The organism is uncultured Slackia sp., from assembly GCF_944321625.1.
Classification (GTDB): domain Bacteria; phylum Actinomycetota; class Coriobacteriia; order Coriobacteriales; family Eggerthellaceae; genus Slackia.
This window is the reverse complement of the sequence record NZ_CALUMA010000047.1, coordinates 98484-113983: the sequence shown is the minus strand read 5'-3', so window position 1 is coordinate 113983 and position 15500 is coordinate 98484. Positions and strand designations below refer to the sequence as shown.

The following is a 15500-nucleotide window of genomic DNA, read 5'->3' as shown; positions in this document are numbered from 1 at the left end:
AATTCAGTAAACCTTATTCGGTAATACTCAGTGATGGGCATGAAGCATCGTTGCGAAAGAGTCGTGCAAGAAAAGGGGCGAATCCCGAAGGATTCGCCCCCAATCTAACGATATGGTCTAGGCGCTTAATTGCCTACTTGCCAAACAACCTGGCGAAGAAGCCCTTCTTCTTGGGCTCTTCGGCTGGAGCGGGCGCGGGCTCTGCCGTAGGCGCTGCGGCCTGCTCGGCAGGTGCCGCTGCCTCTGCCTTGGCAGCCTCCGCGGTCTCGATACGCTGGCTCACCGTGGGCTTGGGCTCGGGTTTGGCTTCGGGAGCGGGCGCCTCGGCGGGCTCAGCTTCCGGCTTCACCTCAACCTCGGGGGCGGAAACCGCGGGCTTGGCCTCAGCGGCCGGAGCAGCCTTTTCCTCAGCGGCGGAGTCTGCCGGTTCATCCAGGTCGCTCATGCCACCGTCGTAATCAGCGGTGTTGGTCGTGTCGCTATCGTTTTTACCCTGATAGCCGGCGCTTTCGGATTCCATCTCCGAATCGATGGCGCTTGCGCGACGGGCGGGAACGCGCTCGTAATCCAAGGCGGCCTCGTCATCGCGTGCCTCCTCGTCAAGCGCCTCGATTTGCGTGCTCACCGCATGCATGATGAAGTCGCGGCTCGGCGCCTTCGGGGCACGCTCGGCGGCGATATAGGCCTCCTTGATCAGGTGATCCTGCGCGTCGAACGGCTTGGCGGCGAAGCTGCCGTCGGGGCGGCGCGGAACGAAGTGATACAGCTCGGTGTAGGCGCCGTTGGGCTTGAGCTCGCGCAGCTTGGCGGTGTCGGAGAGCATAGTGTTGTAGTAGTTCACAACCTTGGCGCGCAGGTCGGGATCGCTCACCGGCCAGGCGATTTCCACGCGCTTGTCCAGGTTGCGGGTCATCAGGTCGGCGCTGGACAGATAAATCTTGCGCTCGGGGTCGTCCTCGGCGCCGAACATGTAGATGCGAGAATGCTCAAGCTCGCGGCCCACCACGCTCACCACGCGGATGTTCTCAGTATGGCCGGGCACGCCGGGCACCAGGCACGAGATGCCGCGCACGAGCAGCGTTGCCTTCACGCCGGCGCGGCTGGCCTCGGCAAGCTTCTCAATGACGTCTTTGTCGGTCACCGAGTTGGTCTTCATCATGATGCCGCACGGCTTGCCAGCCTGGGCCTTGGCAATCTCCTCGTCGATGGCGGCGCAGATGTTCTGTTTGATCATGAGCGGGGCCACCCACAGGCGCTTGTAGTCATCGGCGATGGTCTCAAGCTGCATGTTGCGGAAGAACTTGGACGCGTCCATGCCGATCTGGGGATCGCAGGTAATCATGGACAGGTCGGTGTAGAGCTTGGCCGTCTTTTCGTTGTAGTTGCCGGTGCCCAGCTGCGTGATGAACTGCAGGCCGTCCTTGCCGCGGCGCGTGATGGCGCAGATCTTGGAGTGCACCTTGAAGTCGCGGAAGCCGTAGATGATATTGCATCCGGCCTGCTCAAAGCGCTGCGACCACTCGATGTTGTTGCTCTCGTCGAAACGGGCACGCAGCTCGAACAGCGCCGTGACCTCCTTGCCGTTTTCGGCGGCGGTGATCAGGGCCTCGGCCAGGCGCGACTGGCTGGCCAGGCGGTACAGCGTGATCTTGATGGAGATGACATCCGGGTCGATGGCGGCTTCCTGCAGCAGGTGCACGAACGGGTCCATGGATTCGTAGGGGTAGGAGAGCATGACATCCTTGTGCTGGACCTGCTCGATGACGCTCACGCCGCGCACCAGGCAGTCGGGCCACTGCGGGCTTGCCGGTTCATCGGTGAGCGCAGCGGCGCGCTCGGAGCCAATCAGCCCCGCCAGACCCCAGGAATAACCCATGTCAAGCGGCATGCCCACGGAGTACACCTGGTTGCGCTTGAGGCCGAGGCGCTTGCACAGGAAGCGCTCGGTGGTGTCCGAAAGCGGGCGCTCGCTCTCCAGGCGCACAGGGGCAAGGCGGCCGCGCTTCTTCAGGATGCGCTGCATGTGGCTGCGGAAATCCTCGTCGTATTCGTCGGATTCCTCGTGCATATCAAGGTCAGCGTTGCGCGTCACCTGGATCACGTTGGCGTGCTTGACCGGGTACATCTCGAAGATGTGGTCGGCCGCCATCTCAAGGGCGTGCTCCAGCAGAATGAAGGCGTAGCCGCCGTTGGGATCTTTCAGCGGAATGATGCGGTTGCAGTCGCGCGGCATGGGGATGATGCCCATGATTACGTTCTCGGCGGCCTTGGCGCGGGCTTTTGCCTTTTCGGGCTCGGCCTGGTCGTCCAAGCGCACGGCTATATAGAGCGCGCCGTTTTCCAGATGGGGGAACGGGTGCAGCGAGTTGATGATCTGCGGGGAGACGAGCGGCAGCACGTTCATCTCCATGTAGTCGTCCAGCTCTTCAAGCTGGGCGGGGGTGAGCTCGTCGGGGTAGAGTTGGTGAATGCCGGCCGCTTCGAGCTGGTGGCGCACCATGCGGAAATCCTCCGACGCTTTAGGGGTCAGCTCGCGCACGCGCGCATACACGGCATCGAGCTGCTCTGCCGGGGTCATGCCTGTTTTGCTGTCATAAACGACCTCTTTGGCGAGCTCCAGATCGAGCAGACTGCCCACACGCACCATGAAGAACTCTTCGAGATTGGAGCGCCAGATGGCGATGAACTTCATGCGCTCAAGCAGGGGCACGGCGGGATCGGTGGACTGGTCAAGCACGCGCTTATTGAACTCGAGCCACGAAAGCTCGCGGTTCTGCATGTAGGGCTTGCGGCTGGGGCGGGATTTGACCGTCTTGTTCTTGCCGTCTTTGGCTTTTTTCTCGGATTTGTCGGACGTAGCCGTTGCGGCCTTGCGGCCGCTTGCTTCGCCGCCTTCCGCCGTGGTGGTGATGTCGTCCGCCATGTGGATCCCTCCTCGAGCTCTTGCATGCGAACCGCTGAGACGTGTTGGGCTCTTGGAAGGAGCCGCGCGAACGCGGGACGCCTTGTCATGTGTACAAAAGTGATGCGACTTGCGTGTAGCCGACCACAATTTCATTATAGCGGTTGAAGTGTTTGTTTCCGCGCGCAGGCGCGCGATTCGAGGAGCGGTTACTCCATTGTTTCCGTACGTGAGGCGTCTTATCCGACATGGAGCAATTGGTGAAGGCCTCAAGGTCAAATTCGCGTAAAATAGAAAGGCACGCCAGAATGCGAGCGGCACGTCGCCGAACGCGAACGGCGGTCACGGAAGCGGCGCACGCCGAGGGAGATGCGCGTCCCCGCCGACTCAGGGGTCGTTGCGCGAGAGAAAGCAGGTAGCTCCATGCTCGAACAGGTCGATCTTTCCATCAGGACTCCCAAGGAGGAATATAAGCCCGCTTACGACGCCCTGCTGTCCAAACTTGTGGTGCTGCAGCAGAAGGCCCGCTCGGAAGGCCTGGGCCTCGTGGTGCTATTCGAGGGCTGGAAAGGTGCCGGCAAGGGCAGCCGCATTGGCGACTTGCTTCACAACCTTGACGCCCGCGCCACGCATGTGCATGTGCTCTCCAACTTCGACGAGGAGGAGGCCAAGCGCTTCCGCGACATGGGCACCGGCGTGACGGGTTTCCAACCGCTTATGCAGGAGTTCTGGGACGCCCTTGGGCCGCGCGGCGACATGACCATCTACGAGCGCGGCTGGTATACCGCGGCCGCCCGTCGTCTGCTGTATACCGACAAAGAGGACATGACGCTCACGTATCGCGCCGCTGCGGGTGAATTCGAGCGCCAGCTTGCCGCCGACGGCTACGTGATCGTGAAGTTCTTCGTGCATGTTTCCAAAGAGGCGCAGAAGAAGCGCCTGAAGGAGCTGCGCAGCAATCCTTCCACCGCGTGGCGCGTGACCGATCGCGATCTTAAGCATCTGAAAGACTACGACGAGACGTATGAGCGCTACGACGAGCTTTTGCGCATGACCGACTACGATTTCGCGCGCTGGACCATCGTCAACGGCGAGGACAAGCGTACCGCCAACCTGGTGATTGCCCAGACCATCGTTAATGCGATGGAGCGCGCACTGGAAAAGGGCGCCGATCCTGCGGCTGCTGCGGCGGCGCTCAAGGCCCAGCAGAACAGCGCCGGTCTGCTCGCTGCTACCGACCCGCGCAATCGCTCCGATGAGGAGACCGCGCGTGTGATGGAGGAGGCCCAGCGCCAGGCAGAAGAGGCGGCTGCGCTCGCTCCGCGTCATTCGCGCTTCACCATGGTTAAACATCCGCCGCGCCTGGAGGATATCGACTATTCACTGGCGCTCACGCGCGAGGAGTATCGCGAGGAGTTGAAGCGCGAGCAGAAGCGTCTGGGCGAGCTGGAGCTTGAGATGTATCTGGCGCGCGTGCCGCTGATGCTGGTGTATGAGGGTGACGATGCGGCCGGCAAGGGCGGCAGCATCAAGCGTGTGGCGCAGGCGATCGATGCGCGTGCGTACACGATCTTCCCCAGCCCGGCACCTACCAAGCCCGAGCTGATGCATCCGCATCTGTGGCGCTACTGGACGCGTCTGCCGCGTGCCGGCCATGTGGGCATTTACGATCGCAGCTGGTACGGCCGCGTGCTGGTGGAGCGCGTGGAAGGGTTCGCCAGCCCCGAGGAGTGGGGTCGCGCGTACGATGAGATCAACGAGTTCGAGCAGGAGCTCAATGCGTGGGGCGCGCTGCTGATCAAGTTCTGGGTGGCGGTTGACCGCGACGAGCAGCTGCGTCGCTTCATCGAGCGCGAGAACACGCCTGAGAAGCAGTGGAAGATCACGCCTGAGGATTGGCGCAATCGCGACAAGGCACCGCAGTACGCCTCTGCGATTAATGATATGTTCCGCCTGACCTCGACCGAGTATGCGCCGTGGACCATCCTGGAATCCACCAACAAGTACTACGCGCGCATCAAGGCGCTGAAGACCATCAACGATGCGCTCGAAAAGAGGCTGGGGAAGTAAGGGTTGCCGGGCTGATCAAGCGCGGGCCGCTGAGCAACAACGTAGTTCCAACTATCAGGGAGCCGCCTCGTGCGGCTCCTTTGTTATGGTGCACGAAAAGACAAGGAGCAACGGGAGCAGGTTCCGAAATTCTGTTCAAAGGCGAATCGAAAACCGGAAAGATTTTGACGAGAAGCAGAGTGCAAATCGGCAAGATTTTAGCAAGGTTTTAAGGTACGCCGAGAACAAAGAGCGGCAAGGTTTGTATGCCAGGATTTTCTCGTTGAGAGAAAGGGGCTGGCATATGAAACAGACGATTGCTTGTATTGAAACCCAACGCCGGGTTCCAGCGAGACTGTCCCTGGGTTCCGGCTTCTTTCGAAGAGTGGTCAAAAGGGGTAGAAACTTCTATTTGCTTATTTTAAATACGATGAGTATACTTTTCGTATACGAAAGTAATTACTGGCAGGTGGTTTAAATGGCCATCTGAGAAGGCAATCCTTTAACCGCTAATTTGATAATTTTGCCCAGGGCATTGCGTCATGGTCTATCGGAAGGGCAAATTAGGCACGCATGGCGAAATGCGATTGACTTCATTCGTATCGATTCCGATTTGGGGGATGGGTACTACATTAAAGCAATTGGGTTTGACGCTTCCAGTCGACCCATAGAGATGTCAGCGCGTGCCAGGGAATGCGGTCTGATTGTGTACCACGCGAATACTCCGTTAAGCACGCGTGCGCAAAGGGAGTTCGGCCTCAACGAGAGGGGGAGGAAATGTCTGTGGTTTCGAAGGCTGAACTGATGGAGAGGTTTGGCCTATCTGAAAAGGAAATTGAAGAGCTTGAGGCCGCGGCGGATGCTGCTGATCGAGGTGAGTGGCCTAAAGGTAAAATCACAAGAATCGGTAGGCCTTCGCTTTACGAAGAAGAGACTGAAACGGTTTCCCACAAAGAACCTAAAAGCAAGATAATCGCGTTGGATGCCAAAGCTCGCGCGCTCGGCATTTCGCGTTCTCAAGCGCTGCGTCAGGCAACGGATCTGTGGCTTATGCAGGGGTGATTCTCGTACAATTTCTCTTGCCGGAATTATTGCGTGTAGGCAACGTCGATGGTGCGGTTCATGCTGGCTTTGGGGGGTTGATGGCGCGGTTCGGGCTGCCACTCTTTCTTCTTTGTGTGCTGTCTTCTAGGGCGCGTTATAATTGCCGCGGCAAAAGGGGGACGTATGACAAAGATGGGTTACTACTTCAATCAGACGGCATGTATCGGATGCAAGACATGCCAAATCGCGTGCAAAGATAAAAATGACCTTCGTGTCGGTCTGTTGTTCAGGCACGTGCGCGACTTTGAGGTGGGGAAATATCCAAACGCTCGCGTATATCATCATTCCTCGACGTGCAACCATTGCGAATCGCCCGCATGCGTGGCGGCGTGTCCTAACGGGTCCATGTACATTGACGACGCGGATGGAACCGTGCAGCACGATTATTCGAAGTGCATCGGGTGCCAGTATTGTGTCCAGGCATGCCCCTATGGCGTGCCGACGTATGATGAGGAATTGGGCCAGGCGATTAAATGCGATGCATGTATCGAGTTGCGGGCGAACGGAGAACAACCTGCTTGCGTGGCAGCATGTCCCATGCGTGCGCTCGAATTCGGTCCTATTGCTGAACTCGAAGAGAAACACCCTGATGCCGTACGCACAATAGCTATTTTGCCTGAGCCTACGCAAACTCATCCCTGCACTATTATCGATGCTAAGAATTCTGCTCTTGACCCCGACTATGTGGAAGTGATGCTGTAGAGCACTTCGCGTCGATATGGTCAACTAAAGTGTTCCCCGTCTAGGGCTCGGAGTATTGGGGTGTTTGATTCGCTTCTTTGGTTTGTGTTACTTTCTACACAAAATGATGAGAAAGGAAGAAATACCGCCGTGCGTCGCCGTATGCGTTCTTGTCTGCTGCGATACTGATTCGGTTGTTATGACTTTAAGCTATTAAGAATTCAGAAAGATTCAGGTAAGAAACTTTCAAGGTTCGCTGCATTGGCATTAATCCACTCTGTTTTTACTCTGTATTCAGAGGCGACATCTAGGTCGCGGCGCTAAAAGCGTCAAGGGGGAACTGAATACAGAAGGGGGAAATATGAGCTATCTCGAGCGAATTCAGTCTTCCGGCATCAGTCGTAGAGGGTTCATCAAGGCAAGCGCTGCCACGGCAGCCGCTCTGTCCGTGGCAGGTATCGCCGGCTGTGCTCCCAACGATGTTGAGGAGGTCGGGGAAACGTCTGGCGTAGAGCAGCAACGCGATTTAATCTCGGGAGAATGGAAATCTGCTGCGTGCTGGCATAACTGTGGCGGTCGCTGCTTGAACAAAGTTTTGGTTAAGGATGGGGTTGTGATTCGGCAAAAGACCGACGATACTCATGACGATAGCCCCGACTATCCACAGCAGCGTGCCTGCATCCGCGGCCGTGCTCAGCGTAAGCAGATTTTCGCCGCGGACCGCATTAAATATCCGATGAAGCGCAAGAATTGGAGTCCTGATAACCCCAACGGTGAGTTGCGTGGCATCGATGAATGGGAGCGTATCAGCTGGGATGAGGCTCTTAATTACGTGGCAGAAGGCCTGAAGAGCGCCAAAGAAAAGTATGGTAACCGCTCCATTCTCGCCGAAGGAACGGAAATTGGACGTACGTTGAACCTCTTCGGCGGCTACACGTCGCGCTGGGGTACAGGATCTTTGGGCGCTTTCGCTCTTACGCCCCATCTTATTGGTACGTCCAACGGCGATGATTCTAAGGCAATTAATGACCGTCTTGATATGAAGAACTGTGATACGGTCATTATGATCGGCACCAATCCAGCATGGAGTTCTGCTGGTACGCCCGCGTATAACTTTCTTCAGGTGAAAAAGGCGGGAGCGAAATTCATCGGAGTCGATCCGTATTACAACGAGACGTATGCGCTTTTGGATGCAGAGTGGGTTCCTTGTCGTCCGAGTCAAGATACTGCGCTTCTTCTTGGAGTGGCGTATACGCTTATCACCGAAGACGAGAACGGATCCTTGATTGATCAAGATTTTCTGAATAAATATACCTTAGGTTACGATGCTGACCATATGCCCGAAGGCGCTGATCCGAAAGATAATTTCAAGGATTACGTTCTTGGCACATATGATGGGGTTCCCAAAACTCCAGAATGGGCTGCGGAGCATACGGGCGCTTCCGCTGATCAGATTCGCAATCTCGCCTATGAACTTGATCCCTCCAAAAATGTTGCTCTTCTAGCTGGCTGGGCGCCCGCTCGCACGCACAACGCTGACAATTTTGCTCAGATTCTAATGACCGTTGGAGCTATGACCGGACATATTGGTAGGTCGGGAAATATGACCGGTGTAAGCTGCCACAATCGCACCGGCAATCACGGCCCATCGCTGGTAACTCCGGGCGCAACTGAGCTTCCGGAAATTGATGTCCCCGTGGATGACTGCATTAACGACACCCAACTGTGGGATGCTGTTGTTAATGGTTCCTACAATTGGACTGGTCTTGCCCCGAATGGCAATTACACTCAGGACAAGGGCGAAGTCAGAGATATCGATATTCATGTCATTTACCATGCAAACCGAGCATTGTTGCAGACACGCGATAACATGGGTATGGGTATTGAGGCTCATCGCAAAGTTGACATGGCGGTGTGCCATACGCAGTTTTTGACAACTACTGCAAAATACTGCGACATTTTGCTTCCCTTAAATACGTATTGGGAGCGACCTGGCGGTTTCTTGACGGGCAATCGTGAGATGGCAATTGTTTACAGCCAGGTCATCGACTCAATGTATGAGACCCACTCCGATCAGTGGATAGCCCTCGAGCTCGCAAAGCTTTTGGGTGTCGACCCGAACCAGGTTTATCCAAGGTCTGAGAAGCAGCAGTTCTTTGACCAACTGCTTACTGCGACAGTGACCGATGAAGACGGTGTTACTCAGGTTCCTCTGGTAACGGTGACTCAAGAGGACATTGATTCTTGGGAGTGTGAAGGGGCACCTCAAGAAGGAAAAATTGCGTTGAACGATCTGCTAGCGCAAGGTGTGTATCAGGTGCCGCGCGCAGATGGGGATAATTACGGCTACATTGCTTACGAAGGCTTCATTAATGACCCTGAAGCCAATCCTCTTGAGGAATCCCAGAGTGGCAAATTTGAGATCTATTCTGCAGCGCTTGCCGACACTATTAACAATATGGGATACAGCGAGATTAGCCCTATTGCTAAATTTATTGAGCCTGTTGAGGGATACGAAGAGACGTTCTCTGATTTTGAGAAAAAGACGCCAGGAGAGTACCCTTATCAGGTGATAAATCCTCATTACCTTCGTCGTTCTCATACCGTTTTTGACAACATTCCCTGGCTCCGAGAAGCATGGGAAAACCCTGTTTTCATCAGTGCCGCCGATGCTGAAGCAAAGGGCGTAGCTGACGGAGATACGGTTCAGGTTACCAGTAAGCATGGAAGCACGCTGCGAAAGGTGTCGATCACGCAACGCTTGACGCCGGGTGTTATTGGTCTGCCGCATGGCGCCTGGGTGAACGTAGACGAGGAGACCAAGGTCGACAAAGCTGGTGCAGATAACTACCTGTGCGGTGGAATCAGCACTGGACAAGGTGTGTCCGGCTGGAATGGTTGTATTGCTAATTTTGAAAAATGGACCGGCGAAGAAATCCCCGATGATTCCACGTTTGTCCCGAATGACTATATCGATGAGGAATAGTGAGGAACCATGGCGAAGCAGGGTTTTTACTTCAATCAGGCTGCCTGCGTGGGCTGCAAGACCTGCCAGGTTGCATGCAAGGATAAGAACGATCTCGAAGTCGGCTACCTTTTTAGGCATGTCAGCGATTTCGAATCGGGCGAATATCCCGCTCCTAAGTTGTTCCATTACGCCGCCACGTGCAACCACTGCGAGATGCCGGCATGCGTTGCGAATTGTTCAACTGGTGCTCTCTACATCGATGACGAGGACGGCACCGTTCAGTACGATATCTCCAAGTGCGACGGCTGCCAGGCGTGCGTGACTGCGTGCCCCTACAGTGTGCCGGTGTTCTTTGAGGAAGAAAAGGTCGTGCGCAAGTGTGATGCCTGCATCGAGCTTCGCGCCAATGGCGAACAGCCTGCGTGCGTGGCGGCATGCCCGATGCGCGCACTCGAGTTTGGGCCCATCGATGAGCTCGCTGCCGCTCATCCCGACGCCGTGAAGGACATCGCTATCCTTCCGGATTCGTCCACGACGAGTCCGTGCACGCTTATCGATGCACGTCCCGCTGCTCTCGAGGACGACTTCGTGGAGGTTCTCCTGTAAGGTAAACTCTCCATACTGTTGTATGACGGCCGCGGCGAATCCCCTCCCTTCGCCGCGGCCTGTCTTTGAAAGGTCCACCATGAAACACGATGACGCAATTGCCGCTGCGTTGGCAAACCGAAGCTTTGTATATACCTATCTGTGGCGTGCTTTTGCTGCCGAGCCCGACGAGGCGTTGCTGGCAACTGTCGCATCTGATCAGGCAACTGAGGAGTGTGTGATTCTTGCAGGCGAAGGGTCTCGCGCAGCGCAAGAGCAGCGTGTCTTGGTATCCACGGCATCGGCGCCCGATGCTCTCGACGCGTTGAAATCCGACTATACGAGGCTGTTCATCGGTCCCGGCAAGCTGCCTGCCCCGCCGTGGGAATCGGTGTATGTGGCGGGCGAGGATTTGCTGTTCCAACCGAGCACACTTGAGGTGCGCGACGCATACCGCAAGGCCGGCTACCAGGCCACGGGGTATCCCCATGAGGCAGACGACCACCTCGCTACCGAGCTTGGATTCATGGAGGCACTCGCCAAGGATTCGCAAGCGGCATACGATGCGGGCGATTCTGCAAAGCTGCGTCTGCTGCTTTCCCAGCAGACGATGTTTCTCGCGCAGCATCTGAATGTATGGCTGCCTCAGTTCGTGGAGCGTTTGCTGAATACGGAGTCGCCAAAATTTGGCGAATTCTATCCGCGTTTTGCCGTGCTTGCTCGCGAACTGTGTGCCGCTGATGCTGCGGCGCTGGTCGAGATTTCGGGTTCCTTGCAGTAGTGAAGGTTGACGTGCTCGCGCGAATGTCGTGCGGGCACGTCTTTGATTTTGCCGCCTTATGATAGTGTGGCTTATCGGTACGATTGACAAGGGCAAGCTGAGTTGAGCGAGCGTGAAACGCCTCAGATGTAAGCGCAGGGCGTGGGGATTAAAGCCGGGGGAATTATGGACGCGGGCAAAATCAAACTCAAGACTAAGTTTGGCGTGCTTATCGTGGCGCTGTTTGTGGTGTCTTTGGTGGCGAGTTCATTGTGGACCTCGTATTCCCAACGTCAGCAGACCCTTAATGAGTTGCGCGAGAAAGGCCTGGTTCTTTCTCAGCAGATGACCGCCGTGTGGGATTTCATGAGCTCAAATCAGGATAGGTTCGAGGCATCGTCATTCTCTGAAACAGGCTCTTATCAGGGGCTCCACTGCGCTATCGCGGGTCGCTCTATCGCGCAGCTTTTCACCAATGAATCGGGTTATGTGACGCGTTTCGTCAATTTCGATCCGCGCAACATCGAGGATACGCCCGACGATTTTGAAGCTGCTGCGCTCGATGCGTTCCATGCCGATCCATCGCTCACCGAGTATTACGCTGTGACCGAATATGACGGTCAACAGGTGTTTCGTTATCTTGCTCCCATGAAAATCGAGCGCACGTGTCTGGAGTGCCACGGCGAACCCAAGGGCGAGATCGACATTACCGGCCATCCCAAAGAAGGATGGGCCATCGACGATATCGGCGGTGCCATCAGCATCGTCATCCCTATGGACCTCTATGTTTCCGCCGAGCAAGATAGCGTGCTGCAGAACGTGGTCTTTTTCATCGTGGTGCTGGTTGCGTGCCTGCTCATCGTGTATTTGACGCTCTCGCACTTGGTCACGAAGCCCCTTGGAAAGATTCGCCAAGGCGTGTCTCGCATCCAGACGGGCGATTTGGACGTGCGGCTTGACGGTGCCGAGTCATCTGCCGAGATGAACACGCTCGCGGCTGAATTCAACGACATGGCTCATGAGCTATCCGATCTCTACGAAGGCCTTGAGGCCCAGGTGGACGACCGCACCGCGCAGCTTGCTCACGCGAATGAGGTTCTTGAGCGCCAGCGCGTGCAGCTCGAAGAGGCGAACGAGCTTCTGCGCAACGACAACGAATACAAATCGAACTTCCTTGCCATGATGAGCCACGAGCTGCGCACGCCGCTTACCTCGATTCTGGCGTACGCCGAGTTGCTCAACCGCGAGGGCAATCCGGTCGATGAGAAGGAAGCGGAGGCGAGCCGCGAGATTGAGGCGAACGGTCGCGTGCTGCTCGCGATGATCAACGACATTCTGGAGATTAGCCGTCTGGATGCCGGCAAGACGCAGCTTGCGCTTGAGACTGTGGACATGGGCGATGTGGTGGGCCTGGTCCAATCGGTTGTGGGACCGCTTGCGCGTCGCAACGGCGTGAAGTTCACCTGCGACATCAATCCCGATGTTCCACTTATTCAAGGGGATTTCGAAAAGATTCGCCACGTGCTTGAGAATCTTTGCGGCAACGCGATGAAGTTCACGCCGGAAGGCGGCAGCGTGCATCTGGCGGTGGAGCGCGATGCCGCTGCTCACGAGGTTGTACTCAAGGTGATTGACACGGGTATCGGCATCGCCGAGAAGGACCAGCAGCGCATATTCGAGAAGTTCGTGCAGGTGGATTCCTCCGTATCACGCAAATACAATGGCACAGGGTTGGGCCTTGCGCTCGCCAAGGAGTACGCCGAGATGCACGGCGGGTCGATTGCCGTCCAAAGCAAGCCGGGGCAAGGTAGCACGTTTACCGTGCGTCTGCCGGAGGATCCGACAAACGTTACGGGCGTCTCCAGTGACCTGGCGACTACGCAATTTGGTGAAGCTTCTGCGCCTGAGCCGACGTGCGACGCATGCGAGGCAACTGGGGCAGAGGCGTCTCGCGAAGAAGAGAGGTGATTCGCATGGCGGAACCGTACAAAGTCATGCTGATTGACGACGACAAGGGCGTTCACGTGCTCATGCGCCGCATCATCGAGGACGCCGGATATAGATACTGCGCCGCCTATGACGGCGAGAGCGGCCTGAAGATGCTTGCGAGTGAGCATCCTGACCTGCTGCTTCTGGATGTGATGATGCCCGGCATGAACGGCTTCGATGTGTGCACGAAGATTCGCGAGCAGGGGCGCCGCATTCCCATCATCTTCCTCTCTGCCAAGGGCGACATCGTGGATAAGAGCATCGGTTTCAAGGCCGGCGGTGACGACTACGTGGTCAAGCCGTTCAGCCCCGATGAACTGCTGCTGCGCATCGAGGCGCACCTGCGCCGCCACAAGTCGGACCTGGCGTTTGCCAAGGCAGTGAGCCGCGAAGGCAGCAACAAGACCGGTGACCTGGAGATATTCTTCAATCGCTACGAAGTGCGCCTGCGTGGCGAACCGGTTGATTTGACCGCGAAGGAGTTCGAAATCCTGGCGCTGTTGGCGTCGAGTCCCGGTCAGGTATTCACGCGTAACCAGATTTACGAGCACATTTGGGGGCGCGATAGCAGTGTGGACGAAAACAGTATCACGGTGTTCATGCGCAAGATTCGCGAGAAGATAGAGGATAATCCCTCGCAGCCGAAATATCTGCTTACCGTGTGGCGCGTTGGCTACAAATTCGCTGAACGCGTGGATGTGGCGAGCGAATAGGCCAAAACGTTACGAGGCGCGTTAGGCGTGCGACAGCAATGGGGGAGAGCGTGAACAGGGCGGAATACTGCGGGACATATGATGTGGTGCGTGCCGATTTCGAAGAGTCGGTGGCGCAGTTTGGGCTGCCGTTTGAGGCGGCTGAGTCGTGTCCCCGCGCGCATCGTCTTGAGCTTGTGCGCGAGGTGAACGCCGTCGGACAAGGCGCTGATGAATCGCATGACGAGGTGCGCCAGCCCCTTCACTGTGAGAACGGCGATGCGAGCTTGTGGCGCGGTTGGATTTCGCCGGCATGTCTGGCGTGCCGCAAGGGCGAGCGCACGGCAACGTTTTTCGTGTCGCTCAAATGCACCAAGCATTGCTATTTCTGCTTCAACCCCAACCAAGAAGATTACGAGTTCTTCCGCACCCACACGCGCGATATTGCCGAGGAGCTGCGCCAGGCGCATGCCCAGGGCGCGCAGTTCGATTGTCTGGCGATTACGGGTGGCGAGCCGTGCTTGCACAAGCCCGAGGTGCTCGAGTTCTTGCGCTGCGCGAAAGAGCTGTATCCCGGGGTTCATGTGCGCATATACACGAGCGGTGATTTGCTCGATGATGCGTTTTTGAACGATCTTGCAGAGGCGGGCCTCGATGAGCTGCGCTTCAGTGTGAAGCCGCAGGACACTGATGGCGATCAGGAGGAGCTATTCGGGCGCATGGCGGCTGCCGTGCGTGTCATTCCCGACGTGATGGTTGAGATGCCCGTTATGCCTGGCGAGGAGCAGGAAATGCGTGATTTGCTCCTACGCCTCGACGAACTGGGCATTCGCGGCATTAATTTGTTGGAGCTGTGCTTCCCGCTGCATAACGAGCAGGAATTCAAGCGCCGCGGGTTCAAGCTGCGTCGCAAGCCGTACAAGGTGCTTTACAACTACTGGTATGCGGGCGGCCTGCCCATCGCGGGCAGCGAGGCGGCATGCCTGGATTTGCTGCGTTTCTCCGAAGAGCGGGGCTTGCGCATGGGTGTGCATTATTGTTCGCTCGACAACAAGAATACGGGGCAGGTGTTTCAGCAAAATCGCGGCTTTTTGTTGGACGATGGCTTCGCTCGCTCGCACGCGTGGCTTGCGATGGACGAGGCGGACTATTTCCTGAAGTGCGTAAAAGCGTTTGGCGAGGATGCGTTGCGTGTGCGTGATTGGCTGTCGAGTAAAGAAGGGACGGAGGCGGTCGAACTCGCTGAGGCGAAGGCGTTTGCCTCCAAGGCGCTGTCGCGGGAGATGGTCGATGACGGGAGTCTTTGTGCGCAAGTGGAGCCTCGGGATCCTCAAGAAAGGCAAGCCGGCTCGCCCGATGCGGCCTCTGTGCCCCAACGGGTTCAGCGGCCCTTCGCCGTGCGTTTCGATCGCACGGCGTACAAGCGTGTCGCGTCCCTGAATGACGAGATCCGACGCGTCATGGACAATCGCGCCGCATTTTTGAGCGAGATTTCCGCCGAAGACCGTGTGCGCTTTAATTCCGAGATCCCTTCGGTGACATTCCCTGCCGCCTGGGCGAACGCCGTGCAAGAGCGCTTTCCCGAGGCGGAACTCGCCGAGTGCTGGCACGTGGTGGAATTTGACGAATCCACCGGCCCCGTCCTGCGCGAGGTGTATGCGACGCCGCTTGTGTGATTTGCTGGCATGCCGCTTGCATCGCGCTATGCCCAAAGAGCCCCATCACCCCCGCCTGGCAAGGCTTTCTATGCGGACAGCGGATGGGGAATTG

At 57.0% G+C, this 15500-nt stretch carries 10 protein-coding genes; 9 read left to right on the top strand and 1 reads right to left on the bottom strand.

Annotated features, from left to right (window positions below):
* Positions 1-133: 133 nt before the first annotated feature.
* Positions 134-2923 carry a polyphosphate kinase 1 gene (ppk1, locus tag Q0J60_RS04510; protein ID WP_294439052.1) on the bottom strand — a complete coding sequence of 930 codons (2790 nt, stop codon included), beginning with the start codon at positions 2921-2923 and terminating at the stop codon, positions 134-136.
* A gap of 402 nt (positions 2924-3325) precedes the next feature.
* On the opposite strand from ppk1, the gene Q0J60_RS04505 reads away from it, so the two are divergent.
* From Q0J60_RS04505 to Q0J60_RS04465, 9 genes are all read left to right on the top strand, one after another.
* Complete coding sequence (locus Q0J60_RS04505; protein WP_294439051.1) at positions 3326-4972, top strand: polyphosphate--AMP phosphotransferase; 1647 nt, start codon at positions 3326-3328, stop codon at positions 4970-4972.
* A gap of 756 nt (positions 4973-5728) precedes the next feature.
* Complete coding sequence (locus tag Q0J60_RS04500) at positions 5729-6013, top strand: hypothetical protein (protein WP_123208648.1); 285 nt, start codon at positions 5729-5731, stop codon at positions 6011-6013.
* Positions 6014-6178: 165 nt separating this feature from the next.
* A complete protein-coding gene (locus tag Q0J60_RS04495; protein WP_367178785.1) occupies positions 6179-6757 on the top strand; it encodes a 4Fe-4S dicluster domain-containing protein in 579 nt (192 codons plus the stop codon).
* A gap of 340 nt (positions 6758-7097) precedes the next feature.
* On the top strand, positions 7098-9722 hold the full coding sequence (locus Q0J60_RS04490) for a molybdopterin-dependent oxidoreductase (protein WP_294439049.1): 2625 nt from the start codon (positions 7098-7100) through the stop codon (positions 9720-9722).
* Between the two features lie 9 nt (positions 9723-9731).
* Positions 9732-10310, top strand: coding sequence for a 4Fe-4S dicluster domain-containing protein (locus Q0J60_RS04485; protein WP_294439048.1), 579 nt, complete (start codon positions 9732-9734; stop codon positions 10308-10310).
* Positions 10311-10389: 79 nt separating this feature from the next.
* Positions 10390-11070, top strand: coding sequence for a molecular chaperone (locus tag Q0J60_RS04480; protein WP_294439047.1), 681 nt, complete (start codon positions 10390-10392; stop codon positions 11068-11070).
* A 165-nt stretch (positions 11071-11235) separates the two neighbouring features.
* Entirely contained in the window at positions 11236-13017 is a 1782-nt protein-coding gene (locus Q0J60_RS04475; RefSeq protein ID WP_294439046.1) for a DUF3365 domain-containing protein, read from the top strand.
* A gap of 5 nt (positions 13018-13022) precedes the next feature.
* Positions 13023-13751 (top strand): response regulator transcription factor, encoded by a 729-nt coding sequence (locus tag Q0J60_RS04470; RefSeq protein ID WP_294439045.1) that lies wholly within the window; start codon positions 13023-13025, stop codon positions 13749-13751.
* Between the two features lie 38 nt (positions 13752-13789).
* Complete coding sequence (locus tag Q0J60_RS04465) at positions 13790-15406, top strand: radical SAM protein (protein WP_294439044.1); 1617 nt, start codon at positions 13790-13792, stop codon at positions 15404-15406.
* Positions 15407-15500: the final 94 nt, after the last annotated feature.

Excerpts from the sequence above, each read along its gene's own strand:
- ppk1 (WP_294439052.1), bottom strand. The coding sequence starts at position 2,923 with ATGGCGGACGACATCACCACCACGGCGGAAGGCGGCGAAGCAAGCGGC.
- Q0J60_RS04505 (WP_294439051.1), top strand. The coding sequence starts at position 3,326 with ATGCTCGAACAGGTCGATCTTTCCATCAGGACTCCCAAGGAGGAATAT.
- Q0J60_RS04500 (WP_123208648.1), top strand. The coding sequence starts at position 5,729 with ATGTCTGTGGTTTCGAAGGCTGAACTGATGGAGAGGTTTGGCCTATCT.
- Q0J60_RS04495 (WP_367178785.1), top strand. The coding sequence starts at position 6,179 with ATGACAAAGATGGGTTACTACTTCAATCAGACGGCATGTATCGGATGC.
- Q0J60_RS04490 (WP_294439049.1), top strand. The coding sequence starts at position 7,098 with ATGAGCTATCTCGAGCGAATTCAGTCTTCCGGCATCAGTCGTAGAGGG.
- Q0J60_RS04485 (WP_294439048.1), top strand. The coding sequence starts at position 9,732 with ATGGCGAAGCAGGGTTTTTACTTCAATCAGGCTGCCTGCGTGGGCTGC.
- Q0J60_RS04480 (WP_294439047.1), top strand. The coding sequence starts at position 10,390 with ATGAAACACGATGACGCAATTGCCGCTGCGTTGGCAAACCGAAGCTTT.
- Q0J60_RS04475 (WP_294439046.1), top strand. The coding sequence starts at position 11,236 with ATGGACGCGGGCAAAATCAAACTCAAGACTAAGTTTGGCGTGCTTATC.
- Q0J60_RS04470 (WP_294439045.1), top strand. The coding sequence starts at position 13,023 with ATGGCGGAACCGTACAAAGTCATGCTGATTGACGACGACAAGGGCGTT.
- Q0J60_RS04465 (WP_294439044.1), top strand. The coding sequence starts at position 13,790 with ATGGGGGAGAGCGTGAACAGGGCGGAATACTGCGGGACATATGATGTG.